Raw genomic sequence first — 15809 nt, 5'->3', positions numbered from 1 at the left:
AACAAGTGCAGCAATAAACCTGTTGTGAATAGGTGTCCTTGTAATTTAAAGATATTATCGTTCTTCGTGAAATGTAATAACCATGGAAACTATATTCTTAGGGCAATATCCAATCAAGAATGATTCTTGTTTTATAAGCAATAACAGAATAACTCAATTGTTAACTCTCTTTATTCAGCTACTTAAATATAAATTTTGGAGAATTATGAAACTCAAACATGTCGGTATTATTGTCGTTTCTGTGTTGGCGATGTCGTCTGCTGCGGTAAGCGCAGCCGAGGGTGATGAATCAGTAACGACCACTGTTAATGGCGGTGTTATTCATTTTAAAGGTGAAGTGGTAAATGCCGCTTGTGCGATTGATTCAGAATCAATGAACCAAACGGTTGAGCTGGGTCAGGTCCGTTCTTCTCGCCTGGCTAAAGCGGGTGACCTCAGCTCCGCCGTTGGCTTCAATATCAAGCTGAATGATTGTGATACCAATGTTTCCAGTAATGCAGCTGTTGCATTCCTGGGTACTACTGTCACCAGTAATGACGATACATTAGCGCTGCAGAGTTCAGCGGCAGGCTCTGCCCAAAATGTCGGTATCCAAATTTTGGACCGTACAGGGGAGGTATTAGTACTTGATGGTGCTACTTTTAGCGCTAAAACTGACTTGATTGATGGCACGAATATACTGCCGTTCCAGGCTCGTTATATTGCTCTCGGGCAGTCAGTAGCTGGTACTGCAAACGCTGATGCGACCTTCAAAGTTCAATATCTATAATTCACTCTTAAGGTGACTATGCGTCATCTGAAATTGAAACAGGGTGTGTGTGGCATGGCTACGCACACCCGAGAAATTCACCAATGTTCATCTCATTATTAATGAAAAATGGTTTGTATTTTGGAGCGGTATGAAAAATCACATAATATCTAAACGATCAATAAACAACAGTAGTTAAACTTGCTGTTATTTAAAATATTTACTTGGTAGCAAGGTTTTCCTATCAAAAGAGAACCAACATTTATTACAAACGCATTAAGTCTGGAAACCCGGCGACTCGCCAATGTATTAGCAATATTTACCGATTGTCTGATGTAACGGTTTCCCCGCTTATCCTCTTAACACATGGAGAATGCATCAGATGCAAACTACGCGTACCCCCTACTCTGTTTCCTTTATGGCGACAGTGTTACTTTTATTGCTCTTTGCTTGCCATAGCACCATTGCCAACGCAGCTGTCGCACTTGGTGCGACGCGGGTAATTTATCCGGCAAACCAGAAACAGGTTTTATTGCCTGTCACGAATAATGATCCTGCCAGTGTCTATCTCATTCAGTCATGGATAGAAAATGCGGGTGACCAGAAAGATACCCAGTTTGTCATTACCCCACCGCTTTTTTCCATGCAAGGTAAAAAAAGAGAATACGCTTCGGATAATCAACGCCACTAATCATCAGTTACCAGGCGACCGTGAAAGCCTGTTCTGGGTTAATGTTAAAGCTATCCCTGCTATGGAAAAAGACCAGAAGAATGAGAATACATTACAGCTGGCAATTATTAGCCGCATAAAAATGTTTTATCGCCCCACGCATCTGGCAATGGCACCTGAAGAAGCGCCTGCAATGCTTCGGTTTCGTCGCAGCGGTAGCAAATTCACTCTTATTAATCCAACGCCCTACTTCATTACCGTAACAAATATGAAAGCAGGAAATAGCAATCTCCCAAACACCATGGTGCCGCCAAAAGGTGAAGTATCGGTGGATATCCCGCATGCTGTAACCGGGGATATCAGTTTTCAGACAATCAATGATTACGGTGCATTAACTCCGCGTATTAAGGCAACCATGCAGTAAGCCAGTGACCTAATTAATAATAAACTCAATCGGGATTAAAAATGACAGCCTTTCGTGCCGCATTTAAGGCATATCGTATGCATCAGGTGTTAATACTGCCTCGCTTTGCACGGCTTACCTTTGCCCTTGGCTTAGCAACTGCGGTTTTTCCCGTTGACGCAGAGTATTATTTTAATCCACGGTTTTTAAGCAATGACCTTGCTGAATCTGTCGATTTATCTGCCTTTACTAAGGGACGCGAGGCCCCACCTGGTACATATCGGGTCGACATTTATTTGAACGACGAATTTATGGCTAGTCGGGATATTACTTTTATTGCAGATGATAATAACGCAGATCTCATCCCATGCCTGAGTACAGACCTTCTTGTCAGTCTTGGCATAAAAAAATCAGCATTATTAGACAGCAAGGAACATTCGGCAGAAAAACATGTGCCGGACAACAGCGCATGCACACCACTTCAGGATCGTTTGGCTGACGCATCATCTGAGTTTGATGCTGGTCAGCAACATCTGTCACTCTCCGTTCCGCAAATATATGTCGGCAGAATGGCTCGCGGCTATGTTTCTCCTGATCTGTGGGAAGAAGGAATAAATGCCGGGCTACTAAACTATAGTTTTAATGGTAATTCTATTAATAACCGTAGTAACCATAATGCAGGAAAATCCAACTATGCATATTTGAATTTACAGAGTGGCATCAACATTGGTAGTTGGCGACTGCGCGATAACTCAACGTGGAGTTATAACAGTGGGAGTAGCAATTCATCTGACAGCAATAAATGGCAGCATATCAATACGTCGGCTGAACGTGACATTATTCCGTTACGCTCACGGTTAACAGTGGGTGATAGTTATACCGATGGCGATATTTTTGACAGTGTGAACTTTCGTGGCCTTAAAATAAATTCAACAGAAGCGATGTTGCCCGATAGCCAACATGGTTTCGCTCCGGTGATTCATGGTATTGCTCGTGGCACCGCACAAGTGAGTGTAAAACAGAATGGATACGATGTTTATCAGACTACTGTCCCACCCGGCCCTTTTACTATTGATGATATCAACTCTGCGGCCAATGGTGGTGATCTGCAAGTAACCATAAAAGAGGCAGACGGCAGTATTCAGACATTATATGTTCCTTATTCGTCTGTTCCGGTTCTCCAACGTGCTGGATATACGCGTTATGCACTTGCCATGGGGGAATATCGTAGTGGAAATAACCTGCAAAGCACCCCCAAGTTCGTACAAGCAAGCTTGATGCATGGTCTGAAAGGAAACTGGACACCTTATGGCGGAATGCAAATTGCAGAAGATTATCAGGCCTTCAACCTTGGTATTGGTAAAGATTTAGGACTTTTTGGTGCCTTTTCTTTCGATATTACGCAGGCCAATACGACACTTGCAGATGACACCCGTCACAGCGGACAATCGGTTAAATCCGTCTACAGCAAATCCTTCTACCAGACGGGAACCAATATCCAGGTCGCAGGATATCGCTATTCTACGCAAGGTTTTTATAACTTATCCGACAGTGCATACAGTCGAATGAGTGGTTACACCGTCAAGCCTCCTACCGGAGACACCAGTGAGCAGACACTATTTATTGATTATTTTAATCTGTTCTACAGTAAGCGTGGTCAGGAACAAATAAGCATCTCTCAGCAGCTTGGAAATTACGGTACGACATTTTTCAGTGCCAGTCGCCAAAGTTACTGGAACACGTCACGCAGCGACCAGCAAATATCATTTGGATTAAATGTGCCGTTTGGTGATATTACGACTTCACTGAATTACAGCTATTCCAATAATATATGGCAAAACGATCGGGATCATTTACTCGCTTTTACGCTTAATGTTCCCTTTAGTCATTGGATGCGTACAGACAGTCAGTCGGCATTTCGTAATTCAAACGCCAGTTACAGTATGTCAAACGATTTGAAAGGCGGCATGACCAACCTATCAGGGGTTTATGGCACTCTGCTGCCGGATAATAACCTGAATTATAGCGTTCAGGTCGGTAACACCCAAGGGGGTAATACATCGTCTGGCACCAGTGGTTACAGTTCTCTTAATTATCGTGGAGCTTACGCTAATACGAATGTCGGTTACAGTCGGAGTGGTGACAGCAGCCAGATTTATTACGGAATGAGTGGTGGGATTATTGCTCATGCTGATGGCATCACCTTTGGACAGCCGCTGGGCGACACAATGGTTCTGGTTAAGGCTACTGGCGCTGATAATGTCAAAATAGAGAACCAGACCGGAATTCATACCGACTGGCGTGGCTATGCCATATTACCATTTGCGACAGAATATAGAGAAAATCGTGTCGCTCTTAACGCGAATTCCCTTGCAGATAATGTTGAACTGGATGAAACCGTAGTCACTGTCATCCCAACTCACGGTGCTATTGCCAGAGCAACATTTAATGCACAAATCGGCGGGAAAGTATTAATGACGTTGAAGTACGGTAATAAAAGCGTTCCATTCGGTGCAATTGTCACTCACGGAGAGAATAAAAATGGCAGCATTGTCGCGGAAAATGGTCAGGTTTATCTGACTGGACTTCCACAGTCAGGGAAATTACAGGTTTCATGGGGCAATGATAAAAACTCAAACTGTATTGTCGATTACAAGCTTCCTGTAGTCTCTCCTGGAACCTTGCTGAACCAGCAGACAGCAATCTGTCGCTAAGGAACAATAGATTATGAAATACAATAACATTATTTTCCTCGGTTTATGTCTGGGGTTAACCACCTATTCTGCTTTATCCGCAGATAGTGTTATTAAAATTAGCGGGCGCGTCCTCGATTATGGCTGCACAGTCTCATCGGATTCGCTTAATTTTACCGTAGATCTCCAAAAAAACAGTGCCAGACAATTTCCAACGACCGGTAGCACAAGTCCAGTCGTCCCTTTTCAGATTACATTAAGTGAATGCAGCAAAGGGACAACGGAAGTTCGGGTTGCATTTAACGGTATTGAGGATGCAGAAAATAATACTCTGTTGAAACTAGATGAAGGAAGCAATACGGCCTCCGGTTTGGGTATAGAAATACTGGACGGAAATATGCGTCCGGTGAAATTGAATGACCTTCATGCCGGGATGCAGTGGATCCCATTGGTACCAGATCAGAACAATATTTTGCCTTACTCCGCTCGTTTGAAGTCAACTCAGAAGTCCGTCAATCCTGGACTGGTGAGCGCTTCGGCAACCTTTACCCTTGAATTTCAATAATCAGAGTCAGATATGAAAAGACTTCACAAGAGGTTCCTGTTAGCTACGTTTTGCACATTATTCACAGCAACTCTCCAGGCCGCCGATGTCACTATCACTGTTAATGGTCGGGTAGTCGCTAAACCATGCACTATTCAAACCAAAGAAGCTAACGTTAATCTCGGGGATCTTTATACACGCAATCTGCAACAACCTGGTTCTGCATCTGGCTGGCACAATATTACTTTGTCATTAACCGATTGTCCGATTGAAACAAGTACAGTGACGGCAATCGTGACAGGTTCAACTGACAATACGGGTTATTACAAAAATGAAGGTACTGCCGAAAATATTCAGATAGAGCTAAGGGATGACCAGGATGCGACGTTAAAAAATGGCGATAGCAAAACGGTTATTGTTGATGAGATCACTCGTAATGCACAGTTTCCACTTAAGGCAAGAGCTATCACGGTGAATGGAAACGCAAGCCAGGGTACGATCGAGGCGCTAATCAATGTGATCTATACCTGGCAATAACATCAATTTGATTTTATTTTCCTCCTTTTTAAATCAATTTTTTAACCTTAGGATATATCATGGGTAAAACATTCAGTATAAAGGTCCTGTTCGGTATTTATCTTCTATTAATTGCAGGCAAAGTTTTTGCCTTCAGTTGTAATGTCGATGGCGGGTCAAGTATTGGAGCAGGTACAACCTCTGTTTATGTTAATCTCGATCCTGTAATACAACCGGGCCAGAATCTGGTTGTAGACTTGTCTCAGCATATAAGTTGCTGGAATGATTACGGCGGCTGGTACGACACTGATCATATAAACCTGGTACAAGGATCAGCTTTCGCAGGCTCCCTACAGTCATATAAAGGATCACTGTACTGGAATAATGTGACCTACCCTTTCCCGTTGACGACAAATACCAACGTATTGGATATTGGTGATAAGACACCGATGCCATTACCGTTAAAACTCTATATTACCCCAGTCGGAGCGGCTGGTGGAGTTGTCATAAAAGCAGGGGAAGTTATTGCCCGTATTCATATGTATAAAATTGCCACGTTAGGAAGCGGAAATCCGCGTAATTTTACGTGGAATATTATTTCAAATAACAGTGTTGTTATGCCAACAGGCGGTTGCACCGTTGATAGTCGTAATGTCACCGTGAATCTCCCGGACTTTCCTGGAAGCGCAGAAATACCCCTTGGTGTATATTGCTCTAGCGAACAAAAGCTCTCATTTTATCTTTCGGGTGCCACCACTGACAGTGCCCGACAAGTGTTTGCTAACACAGCACCAGATGCAACAAAAGCATCGGGCGTGGGTGTCTCTCTGATGCGTAATGGAAAAACACTGGCAACAGGAGAAAATGTCTCCCTGGGGACAGTAAATAAAAGCAAAGTACCTCTGGGTTTAAGCGCAACCTATGGACAAACAGGAAACAAGGTTGCAGCCGGAGCCGTCCAGTCAGTCATTGGTGTCACTTTTATCTATGAATAATTGTGATTTTGACATTAGTCTATGCGCTCCATTCATGAAAATTGCGCGGATAATTATTTTGTGAAGGCTATTATCCTACACTTGTAAGAAAATCCGCGCACAATTGAAGCCAGAGTCTTATTTTTTATATTGAGAATTATGTTAACTTAAACCCTATGAGAGATGATGCTTAACTTATCGTATTTATACTACTCTATTATTTAACGATAATAGAGTAAAAATAGTAAGAGAGTAGTCCCCTACTCTTATATATTCATGTTGACGATAAACCCTTTGTATATACTTTGCATCATCGCTATTACAAATCCTAATAATTCATTTCCACACAGGATAAGCAGATGAAGAAAAAAATTGAATCCTACCAGGGAGCTGCCGGTGGTTGGGGTGCTGTTAAATCCGTAGCGAATGCAGTACGTAAGCAGATGGATATACGCCAGGATGTTATTGCCATGTTTGACATGAATAAGCCAGAGGGCTTTGACTGTCCGGGATGTGCATGGCCAGATCCTAAGCACAGTGCGTCATTCGACATTTGTGAAAACGGCGCAAAAGCAATCGCCTGGGAAGTCACAGATAAGCAGGTAAATGCCTCTTTCTTTGCTGAGAATACGGTTCAATCATTACTTACCTGGGGAGATCACGAGCTTGAGGCTGCGGGACGTCTCACTCAGCCTTTGAAATATGATGACGTCAGCGACTGTTACAAGCCATTAAGCTGGCAACAAGCTTTCGACGAAATTGGCGCTCGCCTTCAAAGCTATAGTGATCCCAATCAGGTTGAATTCTATACTTCGGGGCGCACTTCCAATGAAGCTGCCTTTCTTTATCAGCTTTTTGCCCGTGAATACGGGAGCAATAACTTTCCCGACTGCTCCAACATGTGCCATGAACCGACCAGTGTGGGATTGGCAGCGAGTATCGGTGTGGGTAAAGGGACCGTGTTGCTGGAAGACTTTGAGAAATGCGATTTAGTCATTTGCATTGGGCATAACCCTGGTACAAACCACCCTCGCATGCTGACTTCGTTGCGCGCTTTAGTGAAACGGGGAGCGAAAATGATCGCCATCAATCCTCTACAGGAACGTGGCCTGGAGCGATTTACCGCACCGCAAAACCCGTTTGAAATGCTGACGAACTCTGAGACTCAGTTGGCCAGTGCCTACTATAACGTGCGCATTGGTGGCGATATGGCATTGCTCAAGGGGATGATGCGCCTGTTAATTGAGCGCGATGATGCTGCAAGCGCCGCAGGTCGGCCCTCATTGCTGGATGACGAATTTATTCAAACGCATACCGTCGGCTTTGACGAGCTACGCCGTGACGTGCTCAATTCCGAGTGGAAAGATATCGAACGTATTTCTGGACTAAGTCAGACACAAATCGCCGAACTTGCTGATGCATATGCCGCTGCCGAACGAACTATTATCTGTTACGGAATGGGGATCACTCAGCACGAACATGGTACCCAGAACGTACAGCAACTGGTCAATCTGCTGTTGATGAAAGGTAACATTGGCAAGCCTGGTGCGGGTATCTGCCCACTACGAGGTCACTCTAATGTACAGGGCGACCGAACCGTCGGTATCACCGAGAAACCGTCTGCAGAGTTTCTGGATCGCCTGTGTGAGCGCTATGGCTTCACCCCACCTCATGCACCTGGACATGCTGCAATCGCCAGCATGCAAGCTATATGTACGGGGCAAGCTCGAGCATTGATCTGCATGGGGGGCAACTTTGCACTGGCAATGCCAGATCGGGAAGCGAGCGCTGTACCGTTAACGCAATTAGATCTGGCGGTACACGTAGCCACTAAGCTTAACCGCTCTCATCTGCTGACCGCACGGCATAGCTATATTCTGCCGGTTCTGGGACGTAGCGAGATTGACATGCAAAAAAGCGGTGCGCAGGCGGTAACCGTTGAAGATTCAATGTCGATGATTCATGCCTCGCGTGGTGTGTTAAAACCCGCCGGTGTAATGCTGAAATCAGAGTGTGCAGTGGTCGCGGGAATCGCGCAAGCAGCACTACCCCAGAGCGTGGTAGCCTGGGAGTATCTGGTGGAAGATTATGATCGCATTCGCAATGACATTGAAGCTGTGCTTCCAGAGTTTGCCGACTATAACCAGCGCATCCGTCATCCTGGTGGTTTTCACCTGATAAACGCAGCAGCTGAAAGGCGCTGGATGACGTCGTCAGGTAAGGCTAATTTCATTACCAGTAAAGGGCTGTTAGAAGATCCCTCTTCAGCGTTTAACAGTAAGCTGGTCATGGCGACAGTACGCAGTCACGATCAGTACAACACGACGATTTATGGTATGGATGATCGCTATCGAGGGGTATTCGGTCAACGAGATGTGGTCTTTATGAGTGCTAAACAAGCTAAAATTTGCCGTGTAAAAAACGGCGAAAGAGTTAATCTTATTGCACTCACGCCAGACGGTAAACGTAGCTCACGCCGCATGGATAGATTAAAAGTGGTCATTTACCCTATGGCTGACCGCTCACTGGTGACCTATTTTCCAGAATCGAATCACATGCTAACACTTGATAACCACGATCCATTAAGTGGCATTCCTGGCTATAAAAGTATTCCGGTTGAATTAGAACCATCAAATTAATTCGCCTCCTCATTTCTTCTGCTGTCATCCGCACAGCAGAAGAATTCCTCATTGACTATTATCGCGCAATTTGCTCACATGGATTAAATTAAACCACACACTATAAGATATAAACTTCTGCCTACAGCTGTAAGAAACTCCGCTCAGTACTGAAGTACCCGTCCTATTTCCTCTATTCTCCAGCCTGTTATATTAAGCATACTGATTAACGATGCTTAACGTCATTCGTTTAATAAACACATTTGAAATGCATGCGACCATAGTGAAAAATAAAATCACGCAAAGAGACAACTATAAAGGGATCATGTCTGTAATTGTGGTTGTCTTATTACTGACCCTTACATTGATAGCCATTTTTTCGGCAATTAATCAGCTGGGTATTTCAGAAATGGGTCGCATTGCAAGGGATCTTACACATTTCATTATCAATAGTTTGCAAGACTGAAAAATAAACAGCAAATTATAAATATGAAATGTTAAAAAAGTATCGATAAAAACTTTATTGTTTTAAGGAGATAAAATGTCGCTCGTTTGTTCTGTTATATTTATTCATCATGCCTTCAACGCTAACATTTTAGATAAAGATTACGCCTTCTCTGACGGCGAGATCCTGATGGTAGATAACGCTGTTCGTACGCATTTTGAACCTTATGAGCGGCATTTTAAAGAAATCGGATTTAATGAAAATACCATTAAAAAATATCTACAATGCACTAACATCCAGACAGTGACGGTGCCTGTTCCTGCGAAGTTTTTACGTGCTTCAAATGTACCGACTGGATTGCTTAATGAAATGATTGCTTATCTCAACTCGGAAGAACGCAATCATCATAATTTTTCAGAACTTTTGCTTTTTTCTTGCCTGTCTATTTTTGCCGCATGCAAAGGTTTCATTACACTATTAACTAACGGTGTGCTATCCGTTTCCGGGAAAGTGAGAAATATTGTCAACATGAAGCTGGCGCACCCATGGAAGCTGAAAGATATTTGTGACTGCCTGTACATCAGTGAAAGCCTGTTGAAGAAAAAACTAAAGCAAGAGCAAACGACATTCTCACAGATTCTTTTAGATGCCAGAATGCAGCACGCAAAAAATTTGATACGCGTAGAAGGTTCAGTCAATAAAATTGCCGAACAATGTGGTTATGCGAGTACATCTTATTTTATTTATGCGTTCCGCAAACATTTCGGCAACAGTCCGAAGAGAGTTTCTAAGGAGTACCGTTGTCAAAGGCACACGGGTATGAACACGGACAACACGATGAATGCTTTAGCTATTTGATTATTTGCTAACGAGTAGTCAACCACACACGCTGCGTAAGAATTAAATGGGGCAGCCATTCCCTGCCCCGCGTTGTTTTTAGGCGATATATTTCTTGAAATAAATAAGTGACAGTCATCACATATTTATGCATTTGCATAACCTGTTGCATGATTATTTATGATCTCAGTTCGGCATTTTGGCAGTAAAATACAATAATTTATTAAATATCAATAGATTAGTTGTTTATCGGCGAGAAATTACTTAGTAGAACAGAAAGTAATGTCAATGCGTTATGGACTGTTATTTCCCTTTTTTTAGCTAAATTTGCTATCTATTTATGTGACTAACTTCACTTACATTAACTTATTTCTCTTCGTAAAATTACTTTGGAATTAAGTACAATAAGAAGAGGAACATTTATGAAGTCTGCATTAAAGAAAAGTGTCGTAAGTACCTCGATATCTTTGATACTGGCATCTGGTATGGCTGCATTTGCTGCTCATGCGGCAGATGATGTAAAGCTGAAAGCAACCAAAACAAACGTTGCTTTCTCAGACTTTACGCCGACTGAATACAGTACCAAAGGAAAGCCAAATATTATCGTACTGACCATGGATGATCTTGGTTATGGACAACTTCCTTTTGATAAGGGATCTTTTGACCCAAAAACAATGGAAAATCGTGAAGTTGTCGATACCTACAAAATAGGGATAGATAAAGCCATTGAAGCTGCGCAAAAATCAACGCCGACGCTCCTTTCATTAATGGATGAAGGCGTACGTTTTACTAACGGCTATGTGGCGCACGGTGTTTCCGGCCCGTCCCGCGCCGCAATAATGACCGGTCGAGCGCCCGCCCGCTTTGGTGTCTATTCCAATACTGATGCTCAGGATGGTATTCCGCTAACAGAAACTTTCTTGCCTGAATTATTCCAGAATCATGGTTATTACACTGCAGCAGTAGGTAAATGGCACTTGTCAAAAATCAGTAATGTGCCAGTGCCGGAAGATAAACAAACGCGTGACTATCATGACAACTTCACTACCTTTTCTGCGGAAGAATGGCAACCGCAAAACCGTGGCTTTGATTACTTTATGGGATTCCATGCTGCGGGAACGGCATATTACAACTCCCCTTCACTGTTCAAAAACCGTGAACGCGTCCCCGCAAAAGGTTATATCAGCGATCAGTTAACCGATGAGGCAATTGGCGTTGTTGATCGTGCCAAAACACTTGACCAGCCTTTTATGCTTTACCTGGCTTATAATGCTCCGCATCTGCCAAATGATAATCCTGCTCCGGAGCAATATCAGAAGCAATTTAATACCGGCAGTCAAACAGCAGATAATTACTACGCTTCCGTTTATTCTGTTGATCAGGGTGTAAAACGCATTCTCGAACAACTGAAGAAAAACGGACAGTATGACAATACAATTATTCTCTTTACCTCCGATAATGGTGCAGTTATCGATGGTCCTCTGCCGCTGAACGGGGCGCAAAAAGGCTATAAGAGTCAGACCTATCCTGGCGGTACTCACACCCCAATGTTTATGTGGTGGAAAGGAAAACTTCAACCCGGTAATTATGACAAGCTGATTTCCGCAATGGATTTCTACCCGACAGCTCTTGATGCAGCCGATATCAGCATTCCAAAAGACCTTAAGCTGGATGGCGTTTCCTTGCTGCCCTGGTTGCAAAATAAGAAACAAGGCGAGCCACATAAAAATCTGACCTGGATAACATCTTATTCTCACTGGTTTGATGAGGAAAACATTCCATTCTGGGATAATTACCACAAATTTGTCCGCCATCAGTCAGACGATTACCCGCATAACCCCAACACCGAGGACTTAAGCCAATTCTCTTATACGGTGAGAAATAACGATTATTCGCTCGTCTATACAGTAGAAAATAATCAGTTAGGTCTATACAAACTGACGGATCTACAGCAAAAAGATAACCTTGCCGCCGCCAATCCGCAGGTCGTTAAAGAGATGCAAGGCGTGGTAAGAGAGTTTATCGATAACAGCCAGCCACCGCTTAGCGAGGTAAATCAGGAGAAGTTTAACAATATCAAGAAAGCATTAAGCGAAGCGAAATAACTAAACCTTCATGCGGCGGATTTTTCCGCCGCCTTATTGAGCGAGATAGCGATGCACGTTACAGCCAAGCCCTCCAGTTTTCAATGTAATCTCAAATGTGATTACTGTTTTTACCTTGAAAAAGAGTCGCAGTTTACTCATGAAAAATGGATGGATGACAGCACTCTGAAAGAGTTCATCAAACAATATATCGCAGCGTCTGGCAATCAGGTCTATTTTACCTGGCAAGGCGGTGAACCCACTCTGGCTGGCCTGGATTTTTTCCGTAAAGTTATTCACTATCAACAACGCTATGCAGGCCAAAAACGAATTTTTAATGCATTACAAACGAATGGCATTTTATTGAATAATGAATGGTGTGCCTTTCTCAAAGAACATGAGTTTCTGGTTGGTATCTCGATCGATGGACCCCAAGAACTACATGACCGCTACAGACGCAGTAATTCAGGTAACGGTACTTTTGCAAAAGTGATAGCAGCCATCGAGCGTCTGAAATCATATCAAATAGAGTTTAATACGTTAACCGTCATTAATAACATTAATGTCCATTACCCTCTTGAGGTTTATCATTTTTTAAAATCTATCGGCAGTAAACATATGCAATTTATCGAATTGCTCGAAACCGGGACGCCGAATATTGATTTCAGTGGTCATAGTGAGAACACATTCCGTATCATTGATTTTTCTGTGCCTCCCACGGCTTATGGCAAGTTTATGTCAACCATTTTTATGCAATGGGTTAAAAACGATGTGGGTGAAATTTTCATCCGTCAGTTTGAAAGCTTTGTCAGCCGTTTTTTGGGGAATGGGCATACCAGTTGTATTTTCCAGGAGTCCTGCAAGGATAATCTGGTTGTTGAAAGTAATGGAGACATTTACGAATGCGACCATTTTGTCTATCCACAGTACAAAATTGGAAACATTAATAAATCGGAACTCAAAACGATGAACAGTGTACAACTGACAGCGCAAAAAAAACGGATTTCAGCGAAATGTCAGCAATGTGTATATAAACCTATCTGCAATGGTGGTTGCCCTAAGCATCGTATTACTAAAGTAAACAATGAGACTGTTTCCTATTTTTGCGAAGGTTATAAAATCCTTTTTTCAACCATGGTACCTTATATGAACGCCATGGTAGAGTTAGCTAAGAACAGAGTACCGCTTTACCACATTATGGATGTTGCAAAACAAATGGAGAATAATTAATAACGCTCCCCCTTAGCTCCATTCTTAGCCTCCTTCTTATGACCTTAACAAGGCACCCGACATAAATTCCTGTCGGGTGTTTCGTCTTCATCATCTTCCTTTGCGAAAATATTGCCGTATCTAATAAAGGCGATTTAAGTTTCCCTGCGCAGCAAAAATCACTTATCGCGCTGGCTAATAAAGCAGTAAGCGGAAGCGGCGTTGGTGAACTCTCCTCTTCCAGCCTGAAACGCTGGAGTGCGGAAAACTCGGTAACCATGAGCAGTAAAGTCAGTGGCATGAATACGTTGCTCTCCGTTAGCGCGCGGACTAATAACCCTGAACCTGGTTTCCAGTTGATTAACCAGCGAATCACCCACAGCACGATTAACGACAATATTTGGGCATCGCTGCAAAATGCTCAAATTCAGGCGTTGAAAACGCTCGACCAGCGTCCAGCGGAGAAATTCGCCCAGCAGATGTATGAGACGCGCTATGCCGATGACCGCACGAAATTACCGCAAGAAAATCAGATTGCACAGTTTACTGCCGCAGATGCGCTGGCTGCCGATCGCCAGTTGTTTTCATCTCCAGCGGATATCACGTTTGTCATTGTCGGTAATGTCGCAGAAGACAAACTCGTGGCGTTAATTACGCGTTACTTAGGATCTATCAAACACTCTGATTCGCCATTAGCCGCAGGTAAACCATTAACTCGCGCGACGGACAACGCATCGGTTACTGTAAAAGAACAAAATGAACCAGTGGCACAGGTTTCACAGTGGAAGCGTTATAATTCCCGGACACCTGTTAATCTGGCGACGCGTATGGCGCTCGATGCTTTTAACGTCGCACTGGCAAAAGATCTACGCATTAATATTCGTGAACAGGCATCTGGGGCATACAGCGTTTCTTCTCGCCTCTCGGTTGATCCTCAGGCCAAAGATATCAGTCATTTGCTGGCTTTTACTTGTCAACCAGAACGACATGATGAACTGTTAACGTTAGCGAATGAAGTGATGGTTAAGCGTCTGGCCAAAGGGATCAGTGAGCAAGAACTGAACGAATACCAGCAAAACGTTCAGCGCAGCCTCGATATCCAACAGCGTAGCGTTCAACAATTAGCGAACACCATTGTAAATAGTCTTATTCAATATGACGATCCTGCAGCATGGATTGAGCAGGAGCAATTGTTGAAACAAATGACGGTAGAGAATGTTAACACTGCTGTTAAACAATATCTTTCTCATCCGGTGAATACGTATACCGGAGTATTATTGCCAAAATAATCACAGCCCCGTCAACACATCGTTGGCGGGGATTTTATCAATATTCGCTATTTTTATGTAATAATTTTATAAATGTGTTCAAAGTAAATAACCGTGTACTAATAATGATATTATAAGGTCTGATTTTTACGTGATAATTCAGGAGACGATAGAAAACACATAAAATAACAACATAAAACACCTTACCTCCACACAGAATTCTCTATTATGTTGTTTTTTAATAAAAATACATTATTCACGCAATATCTCGCGATAAATAACATTAGGATTTTGTTATTTAAAACCGAGTCCTTTGCACTTGCTTACTTTATCGATAAATCCTACTTTTTTAATGCGATCCAATCATTTTAAGGAGTTTAAAATGGATAAGAAGCAAGTAACGGATTTAAGGTCGGAACTACTCGATTCACGTTTTGGTGCGAAGTCTATTTCCACTATCGCAGAATCAAAACGTTTTCCGCTGCACGAAATGCGTGATGATGTCGCATTCCAGATTATCAATGATGAATTATATCTTGATGGCAACGCTCGTCAGAACCTGGCCACTTTCTGCCAGACCTGGGACGACGATAATGTCCATAAGTTGATGGATTTATCCATTAACAAAAACTGGATCGACAAAGAAGAATATCCGCAATCTGCAGCAATCGATCTGCGTTGCGTAAACATGGTTGCCGATCTGTGGCATGCGCCTGCACCGAAAAATGGTCAGGCCGTTGGCACCAACACCATTGGTTCTTCCGAGGCCTGTATGCTCGGCGGGATGGCGATGAAATGGC

General features: G+C 43.1%; 12 protein-coding genes and 2 pseudogenes. 13 read left to right on the top strand and 1 reads right to left on the bottom strand.

Going from position 1 to position 15809, the window contains the following annotated elements; genetic code table 11:
- Positions 1 to 205: 205 nt before the first annotated feature.
- The 11 genes and pseudogenes from fimA to C4F37_RS24205 all read left to right on the top strand — a co-directional run bounded on the left by fimA (position 206) and on the right by C4F37_RS24205 (position 13762).
- Positions 206 to 769, top strand: coding sequence for a type 1 fimbrial major subunit FimA (gene fimA / locus C4F37_RS24255; protein WP_001296074.1), 564 nt, complete (start codon positions 206 to 208; stop codon positions 767 to 769).
- 361 nt (positions 770 to 1130) lie between these two features.
- Positions 1131 to 1842 (top strand): annotated as a pseudogene (locus tag C4F37_RS24250) (fimbria/pilus periplasmic chaperone).
- A 41-nt stretch (positions 1843 to 1883) separates the two neighbouring features.
- Positions 1884 to 4535, top strand: coding sequence for a fimbria/pilus outer membrane usher protein (locus tag C4F37_RS24245; RefSeq protein WP_001773917.1), 2652 nt, complete (start codon positions 1884 to 1886; stop codon positions 4533 to 4535).
- Between the two features lie 13 nt (positions 4536 to 4548).
- Entirely contained in the window at positions 4549 to 5079 is a 531-nt protein-coding gene (locus C4F37_RS24240) for a fimbrial protein (protein ID WP_001538757.1), read from the top strand.
- A gap of 12 nt (positions 5080 to 5091) precedes the next feature.
- Positions 5092 to 5595 (top strand): fimbrial protein, encoded by a 504-nt coding sequence (locus C4F37_RS24235; protein WP_000825470.1) that lies wholly within the window; start codon positions 5092 to 5094, stop codon positions 5593 to 5595.
- 59 nt (positions 5596 to 5654) lie between these two features.
- Positions 5655 to 6569, top strand: a complete 915-nt coding sequence (locus tag C4F37_RS24230) for a fimbrial protein (protein WP_000520591.1) — start codon at positions 5655 to 5657, stop codon at positions 6567 to 6569.
- Positions 6570 to 6907: 338 nt separating this feature from the next.
- On the top strand, positions 6908 to 9187 hold the full coding sequence (ydeP, locus tag C4F37_RS24225) for an acid resistance putative oxidoreductase YdeP (protein WP_000726723.1): 2280 nt from the start codon (positions 6908 to 6910) through the stop codon (positions 9185 to 9187).
- Positions 9188 to 9434: 247 nt separating this feature from the next.
- Complete coding sequence (safA, locus tag C4F37_RS24220) at positions 9435 to 9632, top strand: two-component system connector SafA (protein WP_001445447.1); 198 nt, start codon at positions 9435 to 9437, stop codon at positions 9630 to 9632.
- A 75-nt stretch (positions 9633 to 9707) separates the two neighbouring features.
- Complete coding sequence (ydeO, locus tag C4F37_RS24215; protein ID WP_000060473.1) at positions 9708 to 10469, top strand: acid stress response transcriptional regulator YdeO; 762 nt, start codon at positions 9708 to 9710, stop codon at positions 10467 to 10469.
- Positions 10470 to 10870: 401 nt separating this feature from the next.
- Positions 10871 to 12553, top strand: coding sequence for a sulfatase-like hydrolase/transferase (locus tag C4F37_RS24210; RefSeq protein ID WP_001296072.1), 1683 nt, complete (start codon positions 10871 to 10873; stop codon positions 12551 to 12553).
- Positions 12554 to 12604: 51 nt separating this feature from the next.
- Entirely contained in the window at positions 12605 to 13762 is a 1158-nt protein-coding gene (locus tag C4F37_RS24205; RefSeq protein ID WP_001296071.1) for an anaerobic sulfatase maturase, read from the top strand.
- Here the strand turns inward: C4F37_RS24205 and C4F37_RS27430 are convergent.
- Positions 13728 to 13853, bottom strand: coding sequence for a hypothetical protein (locus C4F37_RS27430; protein WP_122083086.1), 126 nt, complete (start codon positions 13851 to 13853; stop codon positions 13728 to 13730). The two genes, C4F37_RS24205 and C4F37_RS27430, sit on opposite strands and share 35 nt — an antisense overlap.
- 19 nt (positions 13854 to 13872) lie before the next feature.
- Here C4F37_RS27430 and C4F37_RS24200 point away from each other — a divergent pair.
- Both C4F37_RS24200 and C4F37_RS24190 read left to right on the top strand, forming a co-directional pair.
- Positions 13873 to 15030: pseudogene (locus C4F37_RS24200) on the top strand (M16 family metallopeptidase); the annotation flags it as partial.
- A gap of 361 nt (positions 15031 to 15391) precedes the next feature.
- A partial coding sequence (locus C4F37_RS24190) for a pyridoxal-dependent decarboxylase (protein ID WP_044869807.1) occupies positions 15392 to 15809 on the top strand: 418 nt, incomplete at its 3' end.

It is taken from the genome of Escherichia sp. R1 (genome assembly GCF_003000935.1).
Lineage (GTDB): Bacteria > Pseudomonadota > Gammaproteobacteria > Enterobacterales > Enterobacteriaceae > Escherichia > Escherichia coli.
The sequence above is the reverse complement of the archived record's forward strand: the minus strand, read 5'-3'. Positions and strand labels throughout refer to the sequence as shown.

Excerpts from the sequence above, each read along its gene's own strand:
- fimA (WP_001296074.1), top strand. The coding sequence starts at position 206 with ATGAAACTCAAACATGTCGGTATTATTGTCGTTTCTGTGTTGGCGATG.
- C4F37_RS24245 (WP_001773917.1), top strand. The coding sequence starts at position 1,884 with ATGACAGCCTTTCGTGCCGCATTTAAGGCATATCGTATGCATCAGGTG.
- C4F37_RS24240 (WP_001538757.1), top strand. The coding sequence starts at position 4,549 with ATGAAATACAATAACATTATTTTCCTCGGTTTATGTCTGGGGTTAACC.
- C4F37_RS24235 (WP_000825470.1), top strand. The coding sequence starts at position 5,092 with ATGAAAAGACTTCACAAGAGGTTCCTGTTAGCTACGTTTTGCACATTA.
- C4F37_RS24230 (WP_000520591.1), top strand. The coding sequence starts at position 5,655 with ATGGGTAAAACATTCAGTATAAAGGTCCTGTTCGGTATTTATCTTCTA.
- ydeP (WP_000726723.1), top strand. The coding sequence starts at position 6,908 with ATGAAGAAAAAAATTGAATCCTACCAGGGAGCTGCCGGTGGTTGGGGT.
- safA (WP_001445447.1), top strand. The coding sequence starts at position 9,435 with ATGCATGCGACCATAGTGAAAAATAAAATCACGCAAAGAGACAACTAT.
- ydeO (WP_000060473.1), top strand. The coding sequence starts at position 9,708 with ATGTCGCTCGTTTGTTCTGTTATATTTATTCATCATGCCTTCAACGCT.
- C4F37_RS24210 (WP_001296072.1), top strand. The coding sequence starts at position 10,871 with ATGAAGTCTGCATTAAAGAAAAGTGTCGTAAGTACCTCGATATCTTTG.
- C4F37_RS24205 (WP_001296071.1), top strand. The coding sequence starts at position 12,605 with ATGCACGTTACAGCCAAGCCCTCCAGTTTTCAATGTAATCTCAAATGT.
- C4F37_RS27430 (WP_122083086.1), bottom strand. The coding sequence starts at position 13,853 with ATGAAGACGAAACACCCGACAGGAATTTATGTCGGGTGCCTTGTTAAG.